Genomic DNA, 23,755 nt, shown 5'->3' with positions numbered 1-23,755 from the left:
GTAGACGGTTTAGACAGGAGACTGAGAAGATGGCCGATACGGCAGCAAAAGCAGGGGCGAAATTCCCCAAGATCACCGAGGAAGGTCTCGCCGACCTGCGCAAGCGCATTGGCGTCAAGATCGAGAACACGGTCGAGCCGTGGAACTATGAAGCGACCCGCGACGGTATCCGCCACTACGCGCACGGCATCGGCGACGACAATCCATTGTGGACCGACCCGGAATATGCCGCGAAGACCAAATATGGCGAAGTCGTGGCGCTGCCCAGCTTCCTGTTCACCACCAGCCGCATCGTGTCTGGCTACTGCGGCGGTCTGCCCGGCGTGCACGCCATGTGGGCGGGCGCCGACTGGACCTGGATCAAGCCCGTCCTGCGCGGCGACACCATCCGCACCGAAGCCTATCTGAAGGATCTGATCGGCCACGAGACGAAGTTCGCGGGTAAAGCCTATCAGCAGATCTATCATGTGGACTTCTTCAACCAGCATGGCGAGCAGGTTGCCGAGTGCGACAGCTATGTCTTCCGCACCGACCGTGACGAAGCCCGCGAGCGCGGCTCCAAGTACACCGAGGCCCGCGAAGAGTTCGCGGAAGCCGGTAAGGCCGGCGCCCGCTTCTCCGAGGAGCAGTTGCAGGAGTGGTTCGACCTCTACCGTAACGAGGAAATTCGCGGCGCGACGCCCCGTTACTGGGAAGACGTCAATGTCGGCGACCAGCTGCCCAAGATGATGAAGGGCCCGATGACCGTCACCGGCTTCATCGGCTATGCGCAGGGCTGGGGCGGCCTCTACATCCGCACCAACAAGCTGCACTTCCAGCTGATCGACGCGCATCCGGGCCTGGGTATCCCCAACAAGTTCGGCATCAAGGACGTGCCGGAGCGCGTTCACTGGGACGACGACTTCGCTCGCGAAGTGGGTACGCCCGGCTCGTACGACTATGGACCAGAGCGTTGCAGCTGGCTGACCCACCACGTCACCAACTGGATCGGCGACGATGGCTTCCTGACGAAGTCCAAGTGCCAGATCCGCCGCCACAATCCGGACGGCGACGTGATCTTCATCGACGGTGAGATCACGCGCAAGTTCGAGGAGAACGGCAAGAAGTTCGTCGAGATCCAGCAGAAGGCGACGACCCACCGCGGCGAACTGTCGGCCTTTGGCACGGCGATTGCCGAGCTGCCCAGCTCGGGCGGATCGCATTCGCTGGTTTTGCACTTGGGGGGGGGGGGGTTGGCCCCCCCCCCGACACGCTGACCTTGTTTCAGCGCCCATCCCATTTCGCCGATCGGGACGGCGGACGGGTTCTGAAACAAGTTCAGGGTGATACAAGACCAGGATGACAAGGGGAAAGGCGAGCAAATCGCCAACCCTGCCCCCCGTTAAGGCAAGACAATATGCCTGTTTCCGAGAGTGATGCGAACCCTGTAGCTGGCCCGGTTGCCGGCGCATGGGCAGGCCCGTTGCAGGGCGTCAAGGTGCTGGATTTCACGCGCGTGCTGGCCGGTCCCGCCGCGTCCCTCGCGCTGGCCGATCTGGGCGCGGAGGTCATCAAGATAGAGCCGCCGGGCACGGGCGACGAGACCCGCTCCTTCCCCCCCTTTCGCGAGGGGGAAAGCCATTATTATATCGGCAACAACCGCGGCAAGAAAAGCATCGTCATCGACCTGAAGACGGAGGCGGGCGTCACGCTGGCCAGGGATCTGGCGGCGCAATGCGATATTGTGGTCGAGAATTACCGGCCCGGCGTGATGGACCGGCTGGGGCTGGGCTATGAGACGCTGGCCGCGATCAATCCGCGCCTGATCTATTGCGCCATTTCCGGGTTCGGCATGACCGGCCCGCTGCGCGACCGCCCATCGTTCGACATCGTGGCGCAGGCCCTCTCCGGCGTGCTGAGCGTCAATGGCGAGCCGGGCCGGATGCCCGTCAAGCTGGGCCTGCCGATGGGCGATCTGGTCGGCGGGATCAACGGGCCTATCGGCATCCTCGCCGCGCTGTACGAGCGGGAGCGAACGGGGCGCGGGCGGCTGATCGACGTCAGCCTGATGGACGGGCTGATCGGACTGCTCGGCTATATCGCGCAGCTTCCCTTCTTCACCGGCGCCAACCCGACGCCGCAGGGGTCGCAACATCCCAACCTCGTCCCCTATGGCAGCTTTCCGGCCAGCGACGGCGCGATCATCATCGCCTGCCTGACCAACAGTTTCTGGGCGAGGATCTGCGACGCGCTGGGTTTCCCGGAAGCGGGACCGGACCCGCGCTACGACACGCTGGAGAAGCGGCGCGACATTCGCGCGCAGATCAACGGCATGATCGCGGAGAAGACGCAGACGAAGACGGTGGACGAACTGGTCGAGCTGTTCACCGCCTATCAGGTGCCGCACGCCCCCATATTGGGCATACAGGAGGCGCTGGCCCAGCCGCAGACGATCGCGCGCGAGATGGTGGTGGAGACGGAGCACAAGACGCTGGGCCGCATCCCCATCGTCAACCGCCCGATCAAATTCGTCGACGCGCCCCAGCCCGTGCCGACCGCCCCGCCGGTGCTGGGCGAACATACGGATGCCATATTGCAGGAACTGCTGGGCTTGGCGGCGGAACGTATCGCACAGTTGCGCGCGGACGGGATCGTCGCCTAAGAGGCAGCCAACAGTCCTGTTGACTAGTGAAGAGGAAGCCTCCCCATGTCCCAGCCCGATAGCCGGTTGCGTTTCGACAATCGCGTTGCCGTCATCACCGGCGGCGGGCGCGGGCTGGGCCGGGCCTATGCGCTGTTGCTGGCGGAGCGGGGCGCGAAGATCGTCGTCAACGATCCGGGGGCCAGCCTGTCCGGCGACGCGACCGAGGAAGGCCCTGCCGAGGCGCTGGTGCGCGAGATACGGGCGCTGGGCGGCGAGGCGGTCGCCAACACCGACAGCGTGGCCACGCCCGAAGGCGGCAAGGCGATCATCCAGTCGGCGATCGACGCCTTCGGCCGCATCGACATCCTGATCCACAGCGCGGGCAATGTCCGCCGCGCGCCGCTGGCCGAGATGGCCTATGAGGATTTCAACCTCGTCCTCGACGTGCATCTGCGCGGCGCGTTCCATGTGGTGCGCGAAGCCTTCCCGATGATGCTGGCGCAGGATTATGGCCGCATCATCCTGACCAGTTCGATCAACGGCCTGTATGGCAAGTCCAACAATGTGAACTATGCCATGTCCAAGGCCGGGCTGCATGGCCTGTCGCAGACGGCGGCGATCGAGGGGCAGAACAACAATGTCAAAAGCAATGTCATCATCCCCGCCGCGGTGACGCGCATGTCCGACGGCATCGACACCAGCCAGTTCCCCCCGATGGAGCCGGAGATGGTGGCCCCCGCCGTCGCCTGGCTGGCGCATGAGGATTGCAGCGTGTCCGGCGAGATGCTGGTGGCGATGGGCGGCCGGATGGCGCGCGCCTATGTCGCGGAGACGCCGGGCGTGTATCAGCCGGAGTGGACAGTGGAGGATGTAGCGGCGCAGATCGGCCCGATCCGCGATACCACCGCACCCCTGCTCTTCCCGCCCGTGCCGGACGGGCAACTGGAGCATCTGCTGTATGGCTTCAAGATGATCCGCGACGCGGGCTAAGGGGCCCTTCGCGCGCGGAACCATTTGCGCGGGGCGATGGACAGGCTCCGACCTCCGCTATAAACCCATACAAATAGGATGTAGGGGAGACGGGCGTGCGATATTGGGCGGTGGTGGCGAGTGCGGTTCTGGCCCTATCTCTGGCGGGTCCGGGCAGCACGGAGGAGGTGACGCCGGTCGCCGCCGACCTGAAGTACGAAACCACCACCCTGTTCGGTCTGGAGGCGCATCGCCTCTGGCCGGGCCGCGCGCCGGGCGCGACATCGGACGCACCTGACGAGACACCGGTGCTGACCGTCTTTCGCCCCATGCGGGGCACGGAGAATGGCACGGCGGTCATCGTCGCGCCCGGTGGCGGCTATATGGCGCTGGCGGGTGCGCATGAAGGGCGGCAGGTGGCGGACTGGTTCGCGTCGCGCGGCGTCACCGCCTTCGTCCTGCGCTATCGCGTCGGTCCCAAGGCGCGGCTGCCGCTGCCGCTGCTGGACGGCAAGCGGGCGGTGCGTTTCGTGCGGGCCAATGCGGCGCGGCTGCGGATCGACCCCGACCGTATCGGCATGATCGGCTTTTCGGCGGGCGGGCACCTGACCGCGACGGTCGCGGGCGAAGGCGATGCGGGCAAGCCGGGCGACGCCGATCCCGTCGAGCAGGCGGCCAGCCGGCTGAGCTTCGCCATATTGGCCTATCCGTGGCTGAACGGCACCGTGCCAGACGCGCAGGGCAAGTCGCAATATTGCCAGTTCACGCGCGCGGAGTGCAAGGCGGCGGACTATGCTCGCTACCGCCCCCTGAACAGCGTCACCGCCGCTTTCCCGCCGACCTTCCTGTTCCACACCACGACGGACAGCCTCGTCTCCCCCACAGGCAGCATCGAGCTGTATCAGGCGCTGCTGGCCAACAAGGTGCCGGTGGAGATGCATGTCTTTGCACAAGGGGCGCATGGCGTGGGTCTGGGCGGGTCCGACCCCGCCCTGTCGCGCTGGCCCGACCTGCTGGACCAGTGGCTGCGCGCGCAGGGACTGTTCGCGCGGAAGCCGGTCGCACCCAAGCCGTAAGGCCGGGGACCGTTATTGACGGGGAGGACAAGCGCCCTCCCCCACGCCTGATCTCAGGCCCCGACCTTCTTCAGCATGGCCATGCGCAGGCATTTGCACACCACCTCGTCCCGCTGGTTGAGCAGTTCGTGGGAGAAGGTGACGACACCCGCGGTGGGACGCGACTTGCTCTCGCGCAGTTCCACGATCTCGCTGGTCGCGCGGAGCGTGTCACCGAGGAACACCGGCTTGGGATGCACCAGCTTGTCATAGCCCAGGTTGGCGATCAGCGTGCCCAGCGTCGTGTCGCTGATCGTCAGGCCGATCATGAGGGCAAAGGTGAAGGTGCCGTTGACGAGGATCTGGCCGAATTCGGACGCTTTTGCCGCCTCGACGTCGATATGCAGTGGCTGGGGATTGTGGGTCATGACGGAGAAGAGAAGATTGTCCGTCTCCGTCACCGTGCGACGGATGTCATGGGTGAGCCGGTCGCCCACGGTCCATTCGTCGAAATGCTTGCCTGCCATATGATTGCTCCCTGAAAATGCGGTGCGATGCGTGAGAAGGAGGGGCGTGAGAAGGAGGGGCGTGAGGATGACGGGCGGTCAGTCCCCGGCCCGGCGATCGCGATGCTGGCGCAGGCCCAGCCCCTCGTCCGTCGGCACATAGCGCAGCGTGCCGATCACGCGCAGGTCGCCGCCGCCATGGTCGAGCGGGTGACGCTGCCCGTCGACCACCGGCACCTCCGCAAAATCGAAGGGGCTGAGGCCGTCGATGCAGGCCGCGTTGATCGCATATTGGCTGGGGTCGAAGCGACGCTGGTGATGGGTGTAGACGCCGCAGCGGCTACAGAAGTAATGGCGCGCCGTGCCGGTGTTGAAGCGATATTCGGTGAGCAGGTCGTCGCCCGCCGTGATGGTGAGGCCGGCGGTGTCCGCGAACAGGATCACCGCGCCGCGCATCCGGCAGGCCGAACAGGTGCAGCGGATGGCGTCGCTCAGCGGCCCGGCGAGCTGCGCCGTGAAGCGCACCCCGCCGCAATGGCATTGGCCCGTGACGGGGCCAGGGCCGGTCGCAGGGCCACTAACCGAACCCGCGACGGGGCCGGGGCCGGGGACCGGGCCACTGTCCTGTTCGCCGGACATCGCCCTAGGCCTCGTCCGCCGCCTCGATCCGCACGAGGAGCGCGTCCACCTGCACCTGCGCACCCGCGCTGGTGTTGAGTTCCGCCACCACGCCGTCGAACGGGGCGGTCAGGCTATGCTCCATCTTCATGGCTTCGAGGGTGAGGAGCTTCTGCCCCTTCACCACCGCGTCGCCCGCCGCGACCTCCACCGCGATGACGCGGCCGGGCATGGGGGAGAGGATCGCGCCGGAGGAGGCGCCGCCCGCCGCTTCGCCTTCCTTGCGCCACAGCGTCAGATCCCAGGTCTGGCCCTGCGTGCTGTAGCGGACCGACGGCTGGGGATGGGGGTCGCCCGCGGCGCCCAGTTCCACCTCGACCGGATCGCCATCGAGCGCGAACCACGCCGTCCGCCGGGGCGGCGCGTTGAGGCGGAAGCCCAACGGCTTGTAATCGGGCACGAGGTCCATCGCCGCCCAGCTCAGCCCCTCTGCCGAGGGGGTGGGCACGGCCGCCATCTCTTCGCCGTCGCGACCGATCAGGCCGGTATCGACGTTGCCCGCCACGAAATCGGGATGCTCCAACGCGTTGACGAGGAAGGAGGCGTTGGTCTTCACCGGCCAGACGACCGAATCCGCCATCAGGTCGCGCAGCAGCTCGCGCGCGCCGTTGCGATCGTCGCCGCGCGCGATGACCTTGGCGATCATCGGATCGTAGAAGGGCGAAATCTCCGCCCCCTGATAGACGCCCGTGTCGATCCGCGCGCCGTCGCGACCGGCATCGCCCAGTTCGAACAGCTCCAGCCGACCGATGCTGGGCAGGAAGCCCTTCGCCGGGTCTTCGGCATAGAGGCGCGCTTCCATCGCCCAGCCGGTGATGCTGAGGTCTTCCTGCTTCTTGGGGAGGGGTTCGCCCGACGCGACGCGGAGTTGCCATTCGACCAGATCGACGCCGGTGATCTCCTCCGTCACCGGATGCTCGACCTGCAATCGCGTGTTCATTTCCATGAACCAGATGCGGTCGGCGCGCAACCCTTCGGAACCGTCCGCGATGAATTCGATGGTGCCCGCGCCGACATAGTCGACCGCCGCCGCCGCCTTGACCGCCGCCGCGCACAGGTCCGCGCGGGTGGCTTCGTCCATGCCGGGCGCGGGGGCTTCCTCGATCACCTTTTGATGGCGGCGTTGCAGGGAGCAGTCCCGCTCGAACAGATGGACGATATTGCCATGGGTGTCCCCGAACACCTGCACCTCGATATGGCGGGGGCGCTGGATATATTTCTCGATCAGCACATGGGCGTTGCCGAAACTGGCCGTCGCCTCACGCTGGCAGGAGGCGAGCGCGTCGATGAAGTCCGGCGCGGCCTCGACCAGCCGCATACCCTTGCCGCCACCGCCGGCAACCGCCTTGATGAGCACAGGATAGCCGATCTCGCCCGCCCGTTCCGCGAGGAAGGCGGGTTCCTGATTCTCGCCCATATAGCCGGGGGTGACGGGCACGCCCGCGTCCGCCATCAGCTTCTTGGCGGCGTCCTTCAGGCCCATCGCCGTGATGCTGGACGGGTTGGGGCCGACCCAGACGAGGCCAGCGTCGATCACCGACTGCGCAAACTCGGCATTCTCCGACAGGAAGCCATAGCCGGGGTGAATGGCCTGCGCGCCGGTCGCCTGCGCGGCGGCGAGGATCTTCTCGCCCACCAGATAGCTTTCGCGCGTCGGTGACGGGCCGATATGCACGGCCTCGTCCGCCTCCCGCACATGGAGCGCGTTGGCGTCCGCGTCGGAATAGACGGCGACCGTGCGAATGCCGAGGCGGCGCGCGGTGCGGATGATACGGCAGGCGATTTCGCCACGATTGGCGATGAGGAGGGACTGGATCATCGCAATTACATCCTGAACACGCCGAACGCGGGGCGATCGGCTATCGGGGATTCGAGGCTGGCGGCAAGGGCGAGGCCCAGCACGTCGCGGGTCTGCGCCGGGTCGATGACGCCATCGTCCCACAGGCGCGCGGTGGCGTAATAGGGGTTGCCCTCATCCTCATATTTCTGGCGGACGGGGGCCTTGAAGGCTTCGGCCTCCTCCGGCGACCATTTTGCCGCGTCACGGTGGACGGTGGCGAGGACCGACGCCGCCTGCTCCCCGCCCATGACGGAAATGCGCGCATTGGGCCAGGTGAAGAGGAAGCGGGGCGAGTAGGCGCGGCCGCACATGCCATAATTGCCCGCGCCGAAACTGCCGCCGATCAGCACCGTGATTTTCGGCACGGTGGCGGTGGCGACCGCCGTCACCAGCTTCGCACCATGTTTCGCGATCCCCTCCGCCTCATATTTGCCGCCGACCATGAAGCCGGAGATATTTTGGAGGAAGAGGAGCGGGATGCGGCGCTGGCACGCCAGTTCGATGAAATGCGCGCCCTTGACCGCGCTCTCGCTGAACAGCACGCCATTGTTGGCGAGGATGGCGACCGGCTGGCCCCAGATATGGGCAAAGCCGCAGACGAGGGTGGTGCCGTATAGCGCCTTGAACTCGTGGAATTCCGACCCGTCGACCAGCCGCGCGATCACCTCATGCACGTCATAGGGCGCGCGGACATCGTCGGGGACGATGCTGTACAGGTCTTCGGCGGGATATTTGGGGTCGCGGGATTCGCGCAGGTTTACACCGGGGTCGTGCGGCTTGCCGAGGGTGGAGACGATGTCGCGCACGATGGTCAGCGCATGTTCGTCATTGTCGGCGACATGGTCGACCACGCCGGACTTGCGGCCATGCAGGTCGCCACCACCCAGATCCTCCGCACTGATGACCTCGCCCGTCGCGGCCTGCACCAGCGGGGGGCCGGCGAGGAAGATGGTGCCCTGGTTGCGGACGATCACCGTCTCGTCCGACATGGCGGGGACATAGGCGCCGCCCGCCGTGCAACTGCCCATGACGCAGGCGATCTGCGGGATGCCCTTGGCGGACATGTTCGCCTGATTGAAGAAGATGCGACCGAAATGCTCGCGGTCGGGAAAGACCTCCGCCTGATGGGGCAGGTTCGCGCCGCCCGAATCGACGAGGTAGATGCAGGGCAGGTGGTTGGCCTCCGCAATCTCCTGCGCGCGCAGATGCTTCTTGACCGTGGTGGGGTAGTAGGTGCCGCCCTTCACCGTGGCGTCGTTGCACAGGATCATGCACTGGCGCCCCGACACCCGGCCGATGCCCGCGATGACGCCCGCGCCGGGCACTTCGTCGCCATAGAGACCGGTTGCCGCAAGCTGGCCCACCTCCAGGAAAGGGGAGCCGGGATCGAGCAGCCGTTCCACGCGGTCGCGGGGCAGCAGCTTGCCGCGCGAGACATGGCGGTCACGCGAAGCCTTGTTGCCGCCCAGCGCCGCCGTGGCGACCCGATCCCGCAATTCCGCCGCCAGCGCACGGTTGTGCGCGGCGCGGGCCTGCGCCTCCGGGCTGTCCGGGTTGAGCGTGGTGGGGAGGACGGGGCCGCTCACAGGGCCGCTCCGGCCCGGAGGAGATGGATAGGGCAGAGACTGCAAAGGGTCATGATTCGGACGGTTCCCGACAGTTGTCGTGACAAGATAGGCCCTGCATTGGCGCGGTCCACAGGCTTTGGCAATGGATGAAACGAACGTACGTGCGTTTAATGGCGGGGCGGTCACGGCTGACCGCGCCCTTAGCATTTTGGCAAGGCTTGTCCGGCAGAGGAACAGGCGGAGCAGCCGCCATGTACAATATTATATTTCGCCCTGATCTCAATCTGTTGGACATCCGTTGGGCGGGTCCGTTCACCCCGGACGCGGTCGGCGCCTATGCGCGCGACGTGGCGAGGCAGTTCGGCCAGAGCGGCTTTCGGCCCGGCTATCGGCTGCGCATGGACATGACGCACAGCGGCACCCAGCCGCAGGAGGCCCTGCCCCGCTTCGCCACCAGCTTCGCCGCCTTTCCCAAGGCCAGCCGCATCGCGATCATCACGCCCAGCGCGGTGACGCGGATGCAGGTGCGGCGCGAGATGCAGCAAAGCTATCGGCGCATATTCGCAACCGCGGACGAGGGACTGGCGTGGTTGCTGGCCGAGGAGGACGGCGGCGGGGCGTAGGGGGTTCCCTCGCCAGAAGCCGGTTTCGGTCCGATGGCATCGGCCCGGCTGCTTCAGCTTTTTGTGACGTATCGCGCTTTCCGGGGCAGCGGATGATTCCACGGCCCCGCCGGACCCTAGATAAAGATCGCCACCACCTGCCGCGCGGACAGCAGGGGCACGCCCTCCGCGTTGAACACGCGCATGTTCTGGATGGAATAGCCGTCCGCCGCCGCCTCGCTGGACGACCAGACGAGGTGCCAGCCGCCGCTTTGCGCCAACGGCTGGTGTACATCCACCGACCAGCTCAGCGTACTGACCGGCGCGGGCTTGGGGAAATGGGACATGGCGGCGCAGGGCAGCGCATCGGCCATGGCGAGCAGCGCGGTGATCGGGTCTTCCCCCGCATCCTCGCGGAACCGCACCCAGACGGCGAATTCGGGACGGCCGTCGCTGCGCGCCCCCCCCTCCTCGGCGCTCGCCCCCCCTTCGAACAGGCGCGTGCCGGCGGCAAAGCGGAATTCGAACTGGCCGAGGAAACCCTTCAGCGGCTTGGACGTGCGGTGCAGCGGTTCGCAGGCGTCGGGCGGCGGCACGTCCATGCGCGGGCTATAATCATGGGCGATGGCGCTCTCGCGCGGACCGGCGAAGGAGAAGGTCGCGCGGGCGGCCAGGCCGTCCTCGTTCCAGCAGTCCACCCCGACAATGGCGGAGGAGCGCCCGCGCCGCAGCAGCGCCGGGCGGAAGGACAGCGGACCCGTCGTGGGACCGACAAAGGTGAATTGCGCGTTGCGGAGCGGGCCGAGGTCGCCATGGGCGCGGCGGATCGCGGCGTGGGACAGCGCCGCCGTCATCCCGCCGAACAGAGTCCGGCCCTGCGCCCAGAGTTCGGGCGCCTCGATGCGATACGCCTCCGCATCCGCCTCTCCCCCTTCGGTAAGGCGGTAGGGAGCAAGGGTGGCGATGGTGTCGTGCAGGCTGGCCATGGCCTCCGCATGCGACGTGACGCCCCCCGCCGTCAATGACGATGAAATGGCGGGTTGCGGGCGCAGTGTAAAAATATATAATGCATTATTCCTGTTCCGTTGCGAGATGTCATGAGCCACCAGCCCCCCAGCGCCTCCTCGGTCGATGCTTCCTCACCTGCCCTGTCGGACATCGCCGTTCCGGCGGGCCAGCCGCTGCATGGCAAACGGGTGATCGAACTGGGCACGATGGTCGCCGCCCCCTTTGCGACGCATATCCTCAGCCAGTTGGGCGCGGAGGTCATCAAGGTGGAGCCGCCGACGGGCGACACCACGCGGGCGCTGGTGCGCGGCGGGCCGAGCGGCACGATCATCGCCTATAGCCATGGCAAGAAGGGCATGTGCATCGACCTGTCGAAGCCGGAGGGGCTGGCGGTCTTTCACCGCCTGATCGCCACCGCCGATGTGTTCATCCACAATCTGGCCCCCGCCTCCGCCCGCAAGCTGGGCGTGGCGGCGGAGGATTGCGCGCGGATCAACCCGGCGCTGATCCATTGCCATGTGCGCGGATATGCCCATGGCCCGCAGGAGGATGACCTGGCCACCAATCCGGTCGCGGAGGCATCGACCGGGGTGATGGACGACCATCGCATCAACGGCCGGCCCAGCCGCCTCGGCCCCAGCTATCATGACCAGTTCGCGGGCACCTATGCCGTCATCCGCATACTGGCGACGATGATGAACCCCGCCGCGACGGCGGACGACCGGCGCATCGAGATCGGCCTGTACGAGACGGGCCTGCACCTCGCCGCGCGCGATCTGGCGGGGGTGCAGCTCAAGACGCAATTGCTGGGGCGGCCGGAGAAGGAAGCGGGCGGCGAGTTCGCCATGCCCGGCTATGGCAGCTATGAGACGGCGGACGGGCGCTGGCTCTACCTGCTGGTGCTGACCGACGCCCATTGGGTGAAGCTGACGCAGGCGCTGGCCATGCCGGAAGCGGGCGACGCAGACCTCGCCAAGTTGCGCGATCGCAAGAAACAGCGCGACCGGGTGGAGGCCGCCGTGCGCGCGGCGGTCGGCGCGCTGGACTATGGCGATGTGGCGGCGAAACTGCGCGCGGGCGGCGTGGGCTTCAACGAGGTGATGCCGCTGGAGCGGGTGCTGGACGCGCCCCAGGCGCGCACGGTCGGCAAGCTGCGCGATGTGCGCTTTCGCGGGCTGGATTTCGAGGTGCCGGAATTTCCGGGACGCCGGCAGGCGGCCGAACCCGGCCTGCCGCCGCCGGAACTGGGCGAGCATAGCGCGGAACTGCTCGCCACGCTGGGCTATGACGCGGCGGCGGCGGCGGCGTTGCTGGCCGGGGGCGCGGTGAAGGTCGCGGGGGCGGAGGAATTTGCCTGGGCGCCGGTGCGCGACAAGGCGGCGCGCGACGGGACCGCCGATGCTCCGCAAAGCCTTCCGGCCTGACGTGCCTCTTTCGAATGGCATCGGCAACGCTTATGCATCCTGCACGATCCATCTGTCAGCGATGGGCCACCAAGGACATGCGGAGCAGTTGAGCCTATGCAATTTCGGACCAAGGAGGAGCAGGTCGCGGATTATCTGCGCGAGGGCATCATCGCGGGGCGCTTTCCGCGCGGCACGCGGCTGAAGCAGCAGGAGATCGCGACCTTGCTCCAGACCAGCATCACGCCGGTGCGCGAGGCGCTCAAGCTGCTCGCCGCGGAAGGCTATGTGAACGGCGACAGCTATCGCGGGGCGACCGTCGCGCCGTTCGACATCACCGCGACGAACGAGATGCTGAGCCTGCGCATCCTCCTCGAAACGCAACTTGTGCGGGGCGCGGTGGAGAATGCCAGCGCCGCCGACCTCGACGAACTGCACAAGCTGGACGCGGAGTTCAGCCGCGCCATCCAGGCGGGCGAGAATGAGGCGGCGCGCGCGGCCAACTATCGCTTCCACCACCGCATGTTCGAGATCGCGAACATGCCGCAAACGCTGCATTTCGTGCAGATACTCTGGGCGCGCTACCCCTTCGACCTCATCAACCGGATCGGCGGCCGGGTGGGCCGGGCCGCGAACGAGCATGAGGAATTGTTGCAGGCCTTCATCGCGTCCGACGTGGGCGCGGCCCTGCTGGCGACGCGGCGGCATATCGAATCGGGCTGGCTGGAACTGGAGCGCGCCATGCAGGCGCAATCGGCGGCGGACGCCTCCGCCGGGCTGGCCGCCCCGTCCTAGAGTGTTCCCTGATCGAGCGGAAACACTCTTCTCTTTGGATTGCATTTTCACGACCACATAGAGAGGTGCCCCGATGACACAGTCCCTTTTCCTCGTCATGGATATGATGAACGACATCGTCCACGAAGAGGGGTTCGGCAAGGCCGGTTACGGCGTGCAGGTGAAGCAGCGCAACGTGCTGGCCAACACCGCCGCCGCCATTGCCGCCGCGCGGGCGGCGGGCGTGGCCATCGGCTATGTGCGGGTCGGCTTCTCCGCCGATTATCGGGAAGCGCCGGAAGTCTCCCCCATCTTTTCCGGCGCGCGCAAGAACCAGATCTTCCAGCTCGGCACATGGGGGACAGAGGTGCATGAGGCGCTGGCCCCGCAGCCGCAGGACTTCGACATCGTCAAGCATCGCGTCAGCCCCTTCTATGGCACCGCGCTGGAGCCGATCCTGCGCGCGAACCGGATCGAGCGGCTGGTCCTGTGCGGCGTGTCCACCAATGGCGTGGTCCATTCGGGCGCGCGCGACGGGCATGACCGGGATTATGAATGCATTATCCTGGAGGATTGCTGCGCGGGCGTGACGCCGGAGGAGCATCGCGACGCCATCGCCTGCCTGGGCCGCTACGCCCGGATCGTGCAGAGCGGGGAGTATGACTGGCAGGGCTGACCCGCCCCACGCACCGGACCAATGAGAGGAGATGAGGGGGCATGATGGACGGAATAACGGCCAGCCCGCTGACCCTGACCCTTGCGCCCATGATGGGGGCCTATCCCTGCCTCTCCGCCGCCGGGCTGCCACGGGGGCGCGGCGCGGCGGCTCCTGTCCGACCTTGCCGATCATCGGTGGCCCTGCCGTGCGTGGGGGCCGTCGCCATCCTGTTCGGGGCGAGAATATTGGCTTTTCATCCCCTCTGGCGGTCCCCGGCGGAGGTCACCATGTCCGCCGTCGCGGCGTGGTGGGACGTGGAGGGCGCGGATATGCTGGCGTCGCCCGCCCTCCTCACCTGATTGTTTGCCCGCCCTGGCTCCGTCGCACCCATCCGGGTGGCCACCGCCATCGGCGCGATAGCGAGTGTATAATCTGATCGCCGTCGGGCTTTTTGGCCATGGCGCCTGACCACCGGTCCCGCCGGCCCTTTCCGCCCTTATTCCATCCCCACCCCATCCCTGAATGACAACAGGCCGACAAATTTGCGCGGGACGCGCTTGACCCATCGCAAAATAATGCATTATGCATGATGTTACAGATTATCGAGGGCGACCCCATGCGCCCGACAGCAAACCGGACGCAGGCCATGCGCCCCACGAGGAGTTAGAGAGAGATGAGCACCGCGACCGTCGAAGCCGATGTCGGCCACGCCCCCGCCGAGGGAAAGATCACCAAGGAAGCGATCAAGGCCGCCGAGAATATGATCGGCATGCAGTTGCGCCCTGAAGGCCCCTATTTGCAGGACGCGACCGAGGACACGATCCGCAACTTCTGCAACGGCATCGGCGACCTCAACCCGCTGTACCGCGATCTGGAGGTGGGCCGCCTGACCCGCCATGGCGGCATGCTGGCCCACCCCAACTTTCCGATGGCGTTCGGCTGGGTCGGTCGCACCCGCTGGGGCCTGCCCGGCGTGCATGGCTTCTACGCCGGGAACGACTGGGAGATGTTCCGCCACATACGCCCCGGCGACCGGCTGACCGCGATCGAGCGCGTCGTGGGCGTGCAGGTGAAGGAGAGCGAATTTTCCGGCACGCTGGTGCTGCAATATGTCGAGGCCAGCTATTACAACCAGCGCGGCGAACTGGTCGCCCGCACGCTGGGCACCTGCACCCGGCACGAGCGCAAGGCGGCGCGCGACACCGGCAAATATGACGGCATCAAGACGCATGAATATACGCCCGCGGAGTTCGAGCATATCGACGCCGCCATCCTGAACGAGGAAAAGAATATCCGGGGCGGCACCGTCCGTTACTGGGAGGAAGTGCAGGAAGGCGAGGAATTGCCGGAGATCGTGCGCGGCCCGCTGTCGCTGATGGACACGATGGGCTTCCTCGTCGGTTGCGGCCGTGGCCATACCCATGGCGTGATCTTCAAGAATGCGGTCAAGCATCCCGGCCATTTCTTCCGCAACCCGGAAGCGGGCGGCGGCATCGAATATACCGGCATCGGCCACCACCGTGAATCCACCGCCAAGGAAGTCGGCGTGCCGGGAGTCTATGATTACGGCCCGCAGCGGTCGGCGTGGATGGCCAGCCTCGTCACCAACTGGATGGGCGACGCCGCCTTCCTGAAGCGCGTCCGCACCCAGATGCGCCGCTTCAACACCATGGGCGACTGCACCTGGGCGCGCGGCAAGGTGACGCGCAAATATGTGAAGGACGGCCATGCGCTGGTCGACATCGAGATCCGGGGCGAGAACCAGCGCGGCGAACTGACCACGCCCGGCCTCGCCACGGTCATCCTCCCGTCGCTCGACCCGAATATCAAGGTGTTCGTGGACGGGTCGAACCTCGACCTCGACCTGCCGGTGGTGCGCTGAAAACGGCTGGCGGGCAGGACCAGAGCATGTCGAACACGTCCCTGACGACCGGCCCCCTGAGCGGCCTGCGCGTCATCGTCAACGCCACGGGCGTCGCGGCCCTTTACGCCGCGCGCCTGCTGGGGACGATGGGGGCGGAAACGATCCTGCTGGAACCGCCCGCCGGTTGCCCGCTGCGCCGCGAGGGACCGTTTCTAGACGAGGCGGGGCAGGCGAGCGCCCTGTTTGCCTATCTGGCGGCGGGGGCGCACAGCCTGATCTGCGAACTGGATACGGACCATGGCCGGGCGATGCTCGGCGGGCTGCTCGCGCAGGCGGATATCTTCATCGACGATACGGTGCTGGCCGGGCGACAGGCGTCGGGACTGGACGAGGCGGCGGTCGCGGCGCGGCACCCGCAGTTGATCCATGTCTCCGCCCTGCCCTTTGGCGCCCATGGGCCAAAGGCCCACTGGACGGCGGAGGACATCATCCTCCAACATGCATCGGGCGAGGGTAATCTGCTGCCCAACGGCCTGTCCATCGAACTGTTTCCCCACCGCTCCCCGGTCAAGATCCACGGCCATTTCGCCAGCCTGCAGGGGGGCCTCGCCGCCGCATTGGGCGCGCTGGCGGCGCTGTGGGCGCGACCGGAACAGGGCGGGCAATATGTGGATATTTCCAGCCAGGACGCCACGCTGGCGGTCGGCGCCTTCGCCATCCAGCGGCTGGGCGACGGCTCTGTCGAGCATCGGGTGGAACGGTCGTTCCGCTATGGCGGCGTCATCCCCTGCGCGGATGGCCATGTCGAACTGCTGACGCTGGAGCAGCGGCAGTGGGACGGGCTGGTCAAGCTGCTGGGCGAACCCGACTGGGCGCTCGACCCCGCGCTGGCGGACTCGCTGGAGCGCAGCCGGCAGGGTCCGGCGATCAACGGCCATATCCGCGCATGGGCAGGGTCGCGAAAAGTGGAGGACATCGTGCGGGAAGGGCAGAAGCTGAGCGTCCCGCTCGCCAAATATTACAGCCCGGCTGAAGTGGTGCGCGACCCGCATGAGAGGGTGCGCGGCCTGTTCCAGCCGGTGGATGTGGCGGGCGTCGGCCTGCTGGACATGCTGGTGTCGCCCTTCCATGTCGACGGCGCGCCGCTGGTGCTGAATGGCGGCCCGCCCGTGCTGGGCGACTATCGCCGCGCGACCGTGGGAGCCTGAGCCATGGCGAAACCCCTCAGCGGCATCCGCATTGCCGATTTCACCGTGCATAACGCCGGCCCCTTCTGCACCCATCTGCTGAGCCAGTTGGGCGCGGAGGTCATCAAGGTGGAGAGCGCGATGCGGCCCGACGCCTTTCGCAAGCCCCACCCCGTCTATGGCCGCATGGGTCCGGCGACCTTCGATCAGGTCGCATCGACCAAATTGTCCGTCCGCATCAACCTGAAGAAGCCGGGCGGCATCGCGCTGGCGAAACGGCTGGTCGCGGTGTCGGACGTGGCGGCGGAGAGTTTCCGGCCCGGCGTGATCGGGCGGCTGGGCCTTGGCTATGACGCCCTGCGCGCGGTGAAGCAGGACATCATCATGCTGTGCGTGTCCTCCTCCGGCCAGAGCGGACCGGATTCGCATTTCGCGGGCTATGCGCCGCTGTTCGGGGCGTGGGGTGGGCTTGGCGAGATGACCGGCTATGCCGATGGCCCGCCGGTCGAGATGCGCCATGTCATGGACCATACGGTCGGCATGAACGCCGCCGTCGCGACGCTGGCCGCGCTCCAGCGGCGACGCGCGACGGGCCGGGGCGGGCTGGTCGACGTGTCGGCGCGGGAGGTGGCGTCGTCGCTGCTGGGCGAGGCGCTGTTGCTGGCGGCGGCGGGGCAGCAGCCGCATCGCAGCGGCAACGACCACCCGCGCATGGCGCCGCATGGCGTCTATCCGGCGGCGGGGGAGGATCGCTGGATCGCGATCGCGGTGGGCAGCGATGCCGGGTGGCGATCGTTCGCAACGCTGATCGGCGCGGCGGAGCTGGCGGACAACCCGCGCTTTGCCACCGAACCGCTGCGCCACGCCAACCGCGCGGCACTGGACGTCATCGTATCCCAATGGACCGCCACCCTGCCCGCCGAGGACGCCGCCGAGCGGTTGCAGGCGGCGGGCATCGCCGCCCACGCCAGCTGGACCACGCCGGAGATCGCCGCCGACCCGCATTTGCGGACACGGCGCGCCATCGTGGACGTGGCGGAACCGGACGGCAAGGAACGCGCCGCCGTCGGCGTGCCCATGCGCCTGTCGAAGGGGGCGGAGATCGGCATCGAGCGCGGCACGCCCAAGCTCGGCGAGCATGAGGATTATGTCTATGGCGACCTGCTGGGCCTGACACGGGCCGAACGACAGGCGCTGGCGGACGACGAAAGCATTTACTGACATCCGCATCCGGGCAAGGATGGACGGACAAGAGAGAGGAACGACAAGCGTGGTCACTATCCCGATAAGCGCCCCGCCCCGACTGGATGGCCAGGTGGCCTTCGTCACCGGCGCAGCGGGGGGCATCGGCAAGGAGATCGTGCGCGCCTTCGTCGAACAGGGCGCAACGGTGATCGCCACCGACCTGGCGGAGGCCAATCCGTTCGCGGGGCAGGCGCAGGTCGACTATCATCGCTATGACGTGACCAGCGACGCGGAGACGGACGCCGTCATATCCGCCGTGCTGGCGAAGCATGGCCGGGTGGATTCGCTGGTGCTGTGCGCGGGCGCTATCTCCAACCTGTCGCTGGCCGACGCCAGCGATGCGGAATGGGAAAAGATGTACCGCGTCAATGTGATGGGCGCGGTGAACCCGCTGCGCCGCCTCTATCCGGTGATGGTCGATCAGGCGTTCGGCAAGATCGTCGCGCTCGGTTCCATCGCGGCGAAGATCGGCGGCGTGCAGTCCGGCCCCGCCTATGTCGCGGCCAAGTCCGCCGTGCACGGCATCATGAAATGGGTCGCCAAGTCGGGCGCGGGCAAGGGCGTCTATGCCAATATCGTCGCCCCCGGCCCGGTCGAGACGCCGATGTGGGACGCCTGCACCGACCGCGCGCCGCCGTCCCCCCATGGCAGCGTGCCACTGGGCCGCTACGGCCAGCCGGAGGATATTGCGCAGGGCATCCTCTTCCTCTGCTCGCCGCAGTCGAACTGGATCACCGGGACCACGCTCGACATCAACGGCGGCATGTTGATGGATTGAGATGATGGCGGACACAGGAATACAGGCAGGGATATTGGGCTTCATCGGCCTGGGCGTCATGGGTGGCGGCATGTGCGGCAATGTCGTGCGCAAGCATGACGGCGTGGTGCAGGCGTTCGACATGAACGCGGAGGCGCTCGCCACACAGGTCGCGAACGGGGCCGTCGCGGCGGCATCTGTCGCGCAACTGGCGGCGGCGGCCGGGGTCATCTTCCTCTCGCTGCCCGGCGGCAAACAGGTCGCGGCGGTGGGCGAGGAGATCGCCGCTCATGCCGCGCCCGGCACCATCGTCATCGACCTGTCCACCACCAGCGTCGCGGAAGCGCGAAGCGTGGCGGCGCGGCTGGCGGAAAAGGGCCTGCACTTCGCCGATGCCCCCGTCGCGCGCACGCGGCAGGCAGCCATCGACGGCACGCTGAGCATCATGGTCGGCGCGCCCGACGACCTGTTCGCCCGGATCGAGCCATTGCTGCGCCACATGGGCAGCGACGTCACCCATTGCGGCGATGTCGGTTGCGGGCAGGTGGTCAAGCTCATCAACAACACGCTGCTGTTCGAGCAGGTCGCCGCCATTGCCGAAATGATGGTGGTGGCGGAACGGGCGGGCGTCGCCCCGGCCCGGCTGGTCGAGGCCATATCACTGGGATCCGGCGACAGTTTCGCGCTGCGCAACCATGCGCTGAAGGCCATGGTGCCCCGGCAGTTCCCCGAAAAAGCCTTTCCCGCGCCCTATGTGCTGAAGGATATCGGCTACACCATCGAACTGGCCGAAAGCATGGGCGTGAACCCAGCCCTGCCCCGCCTCGCCGCCACCTATTATCAGGCGGCGATCGACCGGGGCATCGGCCAGAAATATTTTCCCGCGATCATAGAAGTCATCGGCACACACGCCAGCGGGACCGGAGAGGATAATGAAGCTGAACCTGCGCGAGGTCACGACCGGGCTTAAATTCCCCGAAGGCCCCATCGCCATGCCCGACGGCTCCCTGCTGGTCGTGGAGATAGAGGGCACGCGCCTTGTCCGGGTGCAACCCGACGGACGGCAGGAGACGGTCGCGGTGCTGGGCGGCGGTCCCAATGGCGCGGCCATCGGACCGGACGGCAAATGCTATGTCTGCAACAATGGCGGATTCAACTGGGTCCATCAGGATGATGGCTATCACCGCCCCCATGGCCGCGCCGACGCCTATACCGGGGGCAGCATCCAGCGGGTCGACCTGGACAGCGGCGCGGTGGAGACGCTCTACACCCATTGCGACGGCAACCCGATCATGGGGCCGAACGACATCGTCTTCGACGCGGACGGCGGCTTCTGGTTCACCGACCATGGCAAAAGCTATGATCGGCTGATGGACCGGGGCGCGGTCTATTATGCGACCATCGATGGCGGTTTCATCCGGGAGGCCGCCTTCCCCCTCATCACCCCCAATGGCGTCGGCCTCTCCCCCGATGGGCAAACCCTCTATGTGTCGGAGACGGAGACGGGGCGGCTGTGGGCGTGGCCGATCATCGGGCCGGGCGAACTGGCGAAGGCGCCATGGCCCTCCCCCGCCGGTGGGCGCTTCATCGGCGGGCCGACCGGATACCAGCGGTTCGACAGCATCGCGGTGGAAGCGAACGGCAATATCTGCGTCGCCAGCCTCGTCGCGGGCGGTATCAGCGTCTTTTCGCCCGACGGCGGGCTGATCGAATTCTGGGAAGCGCCCGAACCCTATTGCACCAACATCTGCTTTGGCGGGCCGGATATGAAGACGGCCTATATCACCCTGTCCGGCTTTGGCCGGCTGGTCGCGCTCGAGTGGCCGCGCGCGGGCCTGCCGCTGGTGCATCAGGGGTTTGTCGCGGCGTGAGACGGGCAGGATGATGTCGTGACGAGGTGAGAGCAGGGTGACAGGGGAGGGGATGATGGAAACACGGCCATTGCGTGCCCATGCGCGGATTCTCGTCTCCTCGCTGGTCGGGACGGCGGTCGAATATTATGACTTCTTCATCTATGCCACCGCCGCCGCACTGGTGTTCGGCCCACTGTTCTTTCCCGGTGAGAGCGCCGCGGCGCAGACGCTTCTGTCCTTCATGAGCTTCGGCATCGCCTTCATCGCCCGGCCCATTGGCGCGGTCGCGTTCGGCCATTTCGGCGACCGGATCGGGCGCAAGTCCACGCTGGTCGTCTCTCTGCTGCTGATGGGCGGCTGCACCCTCGCCATCGCCTTCCTGCCGACCTATGCGCAGGTCGGGTGGATTGCCCCCGCGCTACTGTGCACGCTGCGCTTCGGGCAGGGCTTTGGCCTCGGCGGCGAATGGGGCGGGGCCGCGCTGCTGGCCATCGAAAATGCCCCCAAAGGTTGGGAAGCGCGTTATGGCGCCGCACCGCAACTGGGCGTGGCGGTGGGGTTTTGCGCGGCAACGGGGGTGTTCCTGATCCTGGGCGGCCTGCTGTCGGACGCGGATTTCCTCGCCTGGGGCTGGCGCATCCCCTTTCTGGCCAGCGCCATCCTCGTCCTGCTGGGCCTGTGGATCCGGCTGCGCATCGCGGAAACGCCAGAGTTTCGCGCCGCGCTGGACAAGGAGCCGCCCCATGCCGTCCCCTTTGCCGCGCTGATGAGCCACCATTGGGGGCTGGTGCTGGCGGGCAGCGCGGGGGTGGTGTCGACCTACGCGCTCTTCTACCTCGCTACCGCCTATGCGCTGGCGCAGGGGACCAGCGTCGGCGGCTGGCCGCGCGCGACCTTCCTGACGATCCAGATCCTCGCCAACTGCTTCTATGCGGTGGGAATCGTGCTGGCGTCGATCCACGCCGACCGGACCAGCGCCGCGCGGACCATCGCAGGCGGGTCGCTGGTCACGGCGGCGCTGGGGCTGGTCTTCTCGCCCGCGCTGGCGGCGGGGTCGCTGCCGCTGGTGACGGCGATGCTGTGCGCGGCGATGCTGACGCTCAGCTTCAACAATGCGCCGCTGGGCCGCTGGCTTTCGCAACTGTTCCCGGTGCGGGTGCGCTACAGCGGCGTGTCGCTGGCCTTCAACGCGGGCGGGATCGTCGGCGGCGCGCTGTTGCCCATCGCCGCGCAGGGGATGAGCGCGGCGGGTGTCGCCCATTATACCGGCCTGCTGTTGACGGCGGCGGGGCTGATGACCTTCGTGGGCGTGAAGCTGGCACGACCCGCCGCTCCCTAGAGTCGGCCCCGTTCAAGTGGCACGGGCGCTCTCGCCCATCTTCCAGCGGCCGTGCAAGCGGAGCGTCGGGCGATGACGTACACCGCCACCGATCCCGCATGAAACGAGCAAACATCAGGCCGCGTCAACCCTCGCCCGCGAGCCGCCGCTCCAGCCCCGCCTTCACACCCCGCCACTCGCTGTCGATGATGCTGAAACGGATCGAGTTGCGGATACGGCCGTCGGGCATGATCCGTTCGTTACGGATCAGCCCCTCCTCCACCGCGCCCAGCCGCAGGATGGCGGCGCGGGATTTGGCGTTCAGCTCGTCGGTGGTGAACTGCACCCGGATCAGGCCCAGTTCTTCAAAGGCATGGCGCAGCATCAGCAGCTTCGCCTCCGTATTGACGAAACTGCGCTGCCAGGAGGCGGCAATCCATGTGTGGCCGATCTCCGCCTGGCGATGGGTCCGGTCCAGCTTCCAGAAGCGCGTGCTGCCGATGACCCGGTCGCCCACCATGGTCACGAAGGGGATGACACTCCCCTCCTCCCGCCCGCGGATCGCGGTGTCGATATAGGCGTCCACGGTCGCCGGGCCGGGGACGTTGGTGACGCGCAGGGTCCATAATTCTCCGTCGGCGGCCGCGGCCAGCAGCGCGTCGCGATGCTCCCGGCCCAGCGGCGCGAGGGTCACCCGCGCGCCTTTCAACAGAATAGTGCCGTCCATCCGCCCGCGTCCTCCCCGGTGAGGCCCGCCCCCTACCAGCGGTGCGGGGCGGTGTGAACCGCGCAACCGGGAACAAGCTATCCCGGTCGGGCGATGCGCGCCTCAGACGGTAATGGTCGCCACCATGTTGCGGGTGCCGCCCTGCTGGGTCCAGACATTCGCCCCCGTCTCCGTCTTCTCCCCGCAGACATGGAGCGGCATGCCGTCGAAGGCGGGCACCTGCCCCCGGAAATCGAAGCCGGTGATCGGGGCGTCAAGATGGCTCGCCGCCAGCCCGGCGAGCAATGTCGCCTGCAACGGGCCATGGACGACCAGCGCGGGATAGGCCTCCTCCCCCATCGCATAGGGCCGGTCATAATGGATGCGGTGGCCGTTCATGGTCAGCGCGGAATAGCGGAACAGCAGGACCGTGTCGGGCATCATATCGCGCCGCCATGGCGCGTCCGGCGCATCGCCGGCCGGGGCGAGGGCGATGGAGCCGGGCGCGGCGGCCTCCCGATAGACGATGTCCTGCTCCTCCACGACCGCCAGCCCCTGCCCGCCGGACAGTTCATGCCGGACCGTGACGAAGACGAGATCGCCGCTCTTCCCGCTCTTCGCCTTCACGTCGAGGATGGTGGAGGTGCGCGTGACAGCCTCTCCCACCAGCAACGGCTGGCGGAACGACAGGCGGCCGCCCGCCCACATGCGGCGGGGCAGGGGTACGGGCGGCAGGAACCCGCCCTTGGCCGGATGCCCGTCGACGCCCAGCCCCTCCGGCGGCTTCACGTCCCAGAAATAGAGCCAATGGTGGAGCAGCGGCAACGGCGCGCCATCGGCGGCGGGCGCATCGCCCAGCGCGGAGGACAACGCGTTGGTGCGGGCCGCGTCCAGCCGGTCCGAAACCGTTTCGCTGCGGCCGATCCAGTCGGAGAAATCTTCGCTCATGCTCTGTGTGGCTCCCGCTTCGGGCAGCCCTCGTGCGCCCTGTTTCTGGCAGAGAGACTTAGCGATGCGGGATATTATGCACAATGCATTTTCATGAAAGACGCAAAGCTATGCTCGGTTTCCCGAAGATCCGCCACCGGAACCCAGCCACCGAAACGGGGAATGGCGGACATGCAAAAGGGGCCGCAGCTTG

At 67.2% G+C, this 23,755-nt stretch carries 23 protein-coding genes; 16 read left to right on the top strand and 7 right to left on the bottom strand.

What is annotated here, in order from left to right; all coding sequences use genetic code 11:
• The first annotated feature begins 29 nt into the window (after window positions 1-29).
• The 4 genes from LWE61_RS02135 (at window position 30) to LWE61_RS02120 (ending at window position 4,668) form a co-directional block, all read left to right on the top strand.
• A complete protein-coding gene (locus LWE61_RS02135; protein ID WP_234148340.1) occupies window positions 30-1,256 on the top strand; it encodes an FAS1-like dehydratase domain-containing protein in 1,227 nt (408 codons plus the stop codon).
• Window positions 1,257-1,396: 140 nt separating this feature from the next.
• Window positions 1,397-2,641, top strand: coding sequence for a CaiB/BaiF CoA transferase family protein (locus LWE61_RS02130; RefSeq protein WP_234148339.1), 1,245 nt, complete (start codon window positions 1,397-1,399; stop codon window positions 2,639-2,641).
• A gap of 45 nt (window positions 2,642-2,686) precedes the next feature.
• On the top strand, window positions 2,687-3,613 hold the full coding sequence (locus tag LWE61_RS02125) for an SDR family NAD(P)-dependent oxidoreductase (RefSeq protein ID WP_234148338.1): 927 nt from the start codon (window positions 2,687-2,689) through the stop codon (window positions 3,611-3,613).
• 95 nt (window positions 3,614-3,708) lie between these two features.
• The gene (locus LWE61_RS02120; protein WP_234148337.1) at window positions 3,709-4,668 is read left to right on the top strand and encodes an alpha/beta hydrolase; all 960 of its coding nucleotides are present in this window, start codon (window positions 3,709-3,711) and stop codon (window positions 4,666-4,668) included.
• A 53-nt stretch (window positions 4,669-4,721) separates the two neighbouring features.
• On the opposite strand, the gene LWE61_RS02115 is transcribed toward LWE61_RS02120, so the two are convergent.
• The 4 genes from LWE61_RS02115 to LWE61_RS02100 form a co-directional block, all read right to left on the bottom strand.
• Entirely contained in the window at window positions 4,722-5,174 is a 453-nt protein-coding gene (locus LWE61_RS02115) for a MaoC family dehydratase (RefSeq protein WP_234148335.1), read from the bottom strand.
• Window positions 5,175-5,252: 78 nt separating this feature from the next.
• Window positions 5,253-5,792 (bottom strand): GFA family protein, encoded by a 540-nt coding sequence (locus LWE61_RS02110; protein WP_234148333.1) that lies wholly within the window; start codon window positions 5,790-5,792, stop codon window positions 5,253-5,255.
• A 4-nt stretch (window positions 5,793-5,796) separates the two neighbouring features.
• The gene (locus tag LWE61_RS02105) at window positions 5,797-7,650 is read right to left on the bottom strand and encodes an acetyl/propionyl/methylcrotonyl-CoA carboxylase subunit alpha (RefSeq protein ID WP_234148331.1); all 1,854 of its coding nucleotides are present in this window, start codon (window positions 7,648-7,650) and stop codon (window positions 5,797-5,799) included.
• A 5-nt stretch (window positions 7,651-7,655) separates the two neighbouring features.
• Window positions 7,656-9,257 carry a carboxyl transferase domain-containing protein gene (locus LWE61_RS02100; protein ID WP_234148330.1) on the bottom strand — a complete coding sequence of 534 codons (1,602 nt, stop codon included), beginning with the start codon at window positions 9,255-9,257 and terminating at the stop codon, window positions 7,656-7,658.
• A gap of 233 nt (window positions 9,258-9,490) precedes the next feature.
• Here LWE61_RS02100 and LWE61_RS02095 point away from each other — a divergent pair, with 233 nt between their 5' ends.
• Complete coding sequence (locus LWE61_RS02095) at window positions 9,491-9,862, top strand: STAS/SEC14 domain-containing protein (RefSeq protein WP_234148329.1); 372 nt, start codon at window positions 9,491-9,493, stop codon at window positions 9,860-9,862.
• Window positions 9,863-9,978: 116 nt separating this feature from the next.
• On the opposite strand, the gene LWE61_RS02090 is transcribed toward LWE61_RS02095, so the two are convergent.
• Window positions 9,979-10,827 carry a thioesterase family protein gene (locus LWE61_RS02090; RefSeq protein WP_234148328.1) on the bottom strand — a complete coding sequence of 283 codons (849 nt, stop codon included), beginning with the start codon at window positions 10,825-10,827 and terminating at the stop codon, window positions 9,979-9,981.
• Between the two features lie 111 nt (window positions 10,828-10,938).
• On the opposite strand from LWE61_RS02090, the gene LWE61_RS02085 reads away from it, so the two are divergent.
• The 11 genes from LWE61_RS02085 (at window position 10,939) to LWE61_RS02035 (ending at window position 21,929) form a co-directional block, all read left to right on the top strand.
• Window positions 10,939-12,273, top strand: coding sequence for a CaiB/BaiF CoA transferase family protein (locus tag LWE61_RS02085; RefSeq protein ID WP_234148327.1), 1,335 nt, complete (start codon window positions 10,939-10,941; stop codon window positions 12,271-12,273).
• Between the two features lie 96 nt (window positions 12,274-12,369).
• Window positions 12,370-13,047, top strand: a complete 678-nt coding sequence (locus LWE61_RS02080) for a GntR family transcriptional regulator (protein WP_234148326.1) — start codon at window positions 12,370-12,372, stop codon at window positions 13,045-13,047.
• A 73-nt stretch (window positions 13,048-13,120) separates the two neighbouring features.
• The gene (locus tag LWE61_RS02075; protein ID WP_234148325.1) at window positions 13,121-13,702 is read left to right on the top strand and encodes a cysteine hydrolase family protein; all 582 of its coding nucleotides are present in this window, start codon (window positions 13,121-13,123) and stop codon (window positions 13,700-13,702) included.
• 41 nt (window positions 13,703-13,743) lie between these two features.
• Window positions 13,744-14,043 (top strand): hypothetical protein, encoded by a 300-nt coding sequence (locus tag LWE61_RS02070; protein ID WP_234148324.1) that lies wholly within the window; start codon window positions 13,744-13,746, stop codon window positions 14,041-14,043.
• 314 nt (window positions 14,044-14,357) lie between these two features.
• A complete protein-coding gene (locus LWE61_RS02065; RefSeq protein WP_234148323.1) occupies window positions 14,358-15,566 on the top strand; it encodes an FAS1-like dehydratase domain-containing protein in 1,209 nt (402 codons plus the stop codon).
• Between the two features lie 26 nt (window positions 15,567-15,592).
• Window positions 15,593-16,756 carry a CoA transferase gene (locus LWE61_RS02060; protein WP_234148322.1) on the top strand — a complete coding sequence of 388 codons (1,164 nt, stop codon included), beginning with the start codon at window positions 15,593-15,595 and terminating at the stop codon, window positions 16,754-16,756.
• Window positions 16,757-16,759: 3 nt separating this feature from the next.
• Window positions 16,760-17,956 carry a CaiB/BaiF CoA transferase family protein gene (locus LWE61_RS02055; RefSeq protein ID WP_234148321.1) on the top strand — a complete coding sequence of 399 codons (1,197 nt, stop codon included), beginning with the start codon at window positions 16,760-16,762 and terminating at the stop codon, window positions 17,954-17,956.
• A gap of 94 nt (window positions 17,957-18,050) precedes the next feature.
• Window positions 18,051-18,758 carry an SDR family NAD(P)-dependent oxidoreductase gene (locus LWE61_RS02050; protein WP_234148319.1) on the top strand — a complete coding sequence of 236 codons (708 nt, stop codon included), beginning with the start codon at window positions 18,051-18,053 and terminating at the stop codon, window positions 18,756-18,758.
• 4 nt (window positions 18,759-18,762) lie between these two features.
• Window positions 18,763-19,707 (top strand): NAD(P)-dependent oxidoreductase, encoded by a 945-nt coding sequence (locus tag LWE61_RS02045; RefSeq protein WP_234148317.1) that lies wholly within the window; start codon window positions 18,763-18,765, stop codon window positions 19,705-19,707.
• Window positions 19,670-20,608, top strand: coding sequence for an SMP-30/gluconolactonase/LRE family protein (locus LWE61_RS02040; protein WP_234148316.1), 939 nt, complete (start codon window positions 19,670-19,672; stop codon window positions 20,606-20,608). Before LWE61_RS02045 ends, LWE61_RS02040 begins: the two co-directional genes overlap by 38 nt.
• A 52-nt stretch (window positions 20,609-20,660) precedes the next feature.
• Window positions 20,661-21,929, top strand: coding sequence for an MFS transporter (locus tag LWE61_RS02035; protein WP_234148315.1), 1,269 nt, complete (start codon window positions 20,661-20,663; stop codon window positions 21,927-21,929).
• Between the two features lie 124 nt (window positions 21,930-22,053).
• Here the strand turns inward: LWE61_RS02035 and LWE61_RS02030 are convergent, their stop codons facing one another.
• Together LWE61_RS02030 and LWE61_RS02025 are read right to left on the bottom strand one after the other, a co-directional pair.
• A complete protein-coding gene (locus tag LWE61_RS02030) occupies window positions 22,054-22,635 on the bottom strand; it encodes a GNAT family N-acetyltransferase (RefSeq protein WP_234148314.1) in 582 nt (193 codons plus the stop codon).
• A gap of 102 nt (window positions 22,636-22,737) precedes the next feature.
• Window positions 22,738-23,562, bottom strand: coding sequence for an FAS1-like dehydratase domain-containing protein (locus LWE61_RS02025; RefSeq protein WP_234148313.1), 825 nt, complete (start codon window positions 23,560-23,562; stop codon window positions 22,738-22,740).
• Window positions 23,563-23,755: the final 193 nt, after the last annotated feature.

This window comes from Sphingobium sufflavum, assembly GCF_021403115.1.
In the GTDB taxonomy this organism is placed as follows: Bacteria; Pseudomonadota; Alphaproteobacteria; order Sphingomonadales; family Sphingomonadaceae; genus Sphingobium; species Sphingobium sufflavum.
Note: the sequence above shows the minus strand (reverse complement) of the source record. Positions and strands in the feature narration are given on the sequence as shown.

Bases quoted from the DNA above. Each gene is read 5' to 3' on its own strand.
- LWE61_RS02095 (WP_234148329.1), top strand. From the start codon at position 9,491: ATGTACAATATTATATTTCGCCCTGATCTCAATCTGTTGGACATCCGT.
- LWE61_RS02115 (WP_234148335.1), bottom strand. From the start codon at position 5,174: ATGGCAGGCAAGCATTTCGACGAATGGACCGTGGGCGACCGGCTCACC.
- LWE61_RS02025 (WP_234148313.1), bottom strand. From the start codon at position 23,562: ATGAGCGAAGATTTCTCCGACTGGATCGGCCGCAGCGAAACGGTTTCG.
- LWE61_RS02030 (WP_234148314.1), bottom strand. From the start codon at position 22,635: ATGGACGGCACTATTCTGTTGAAAGGCGCGCGGGTGACCCTCGCGCCG.
- LWE61_RS02055 (WP_234148321.1), top strand. From the start codon at position 16,760: ATGGCGAAACCCCTCAGCGGCATCCGCATTGCCGATTTCACCGTGCAT.
- LWE61_RS02085 (WP_234148327.1), top strand. From the start codon at position 10,939: ATGAGCCACCAGCCCCCCAGCGCCTCCTCGGTCGATGCTTCCTCACCT.
- LWE61_RS02090 (WP_234148328.1), bottom strand. From the start codon at position 10,827: ATGGCCAGCCTGCACGACACCATCGCCACCCTTGCTCCCTACCGCCTT.
- LWE61_RS02060 (WP_234148322.1), top strand. From the start codon at position 15,593: ATGTCGAACACGTCCCTGACGACCGGCCCCCTGAGCGGCCTGCGCGTC.
- LWE61_RS02045 (WP_234148317.1), top strand. From the start codon at position 18,763: ATGGCGGACACAGGAATACAGGCAGGGATATTGGGCTTCATCGGCCTG.
- LWE61_RS02075 (WP_234148325.1), top strand. From the start codon at position 13,121: ATGACACAGTCCCTTTTCCTCGTCATGGATATGATGAACGACATCGTC.
- LWE61_RS02035 (WP_234148315.1), top strand. From the start codon at position 20,661: ATGATGGAAACACGGCCATTGCGTGCCCATGCGCGGATTCTCGTCTCC.
- LWE61_RS02110 (WP_234148333.1), bottom strand. From the start codon at position 5,792: ATGTCCGGCGAACAGGACAGTGGCCCGGTCCCCGGCCCCGGCCCCGTC.
- LWE61_RS02125 (WP_234148338.1), top strand. From the start codon at position 2,687: ATGTCCCAGCCCGATAGCCGGTTGCGTTTCGACAATCGCGTTGCCGTC.
- LWE61_RS02065 (WP_234148323.1), top strand. From the start codon at position 14,358: ATGAGCACCGCGACCGTCGAAGCCGATGTCGGCCACGCCCCCGCCGAG.
- LWE61_RS02080 (WP_234148326.1), top strand. From the start codon at position 12,370: ATGCAATTTCGGACCAAGGAGGAGCAGGTCGCGGATTATCTGCGCGAG.
- LWE61_RS02135 (WP_234148340.1), top strand. From the start codon at position 30: ATGGCCGATACGGCAGCAAAAGCAGGGGCGAAATTCCCCAAGATCACC.
- LWE61_RS02070 (WP_234148324.1), top strand. From the start codon at position 13,744: ATGATGGACGGAATAACGGCCAGCCCGCTGACCCTGACCCTTGCGCCC.
- LWE61_RS02040 (WP_234148316.1), top strand. From the start codon at position 19,670: ATGAAGCTGAACCTGCGCGAGGTCACGACCGGGCTTAAATTCCCCGAA.
- LWE61_RS02130 (WP_234148339.1), top strand. From the start codon at position 1,397: ATGCCTGTTTCCGAGAGTGATGCGAACCCTGTAGCTGGCCCGGTTGCC.
- LWE61_RS02105 (WP_234148331.1), bottom strand. From the start codon at position 7,650: ATGATCCAGTCCCTCCTCATCGCCAATCGTGGCGAAATCGCCTGCCGT.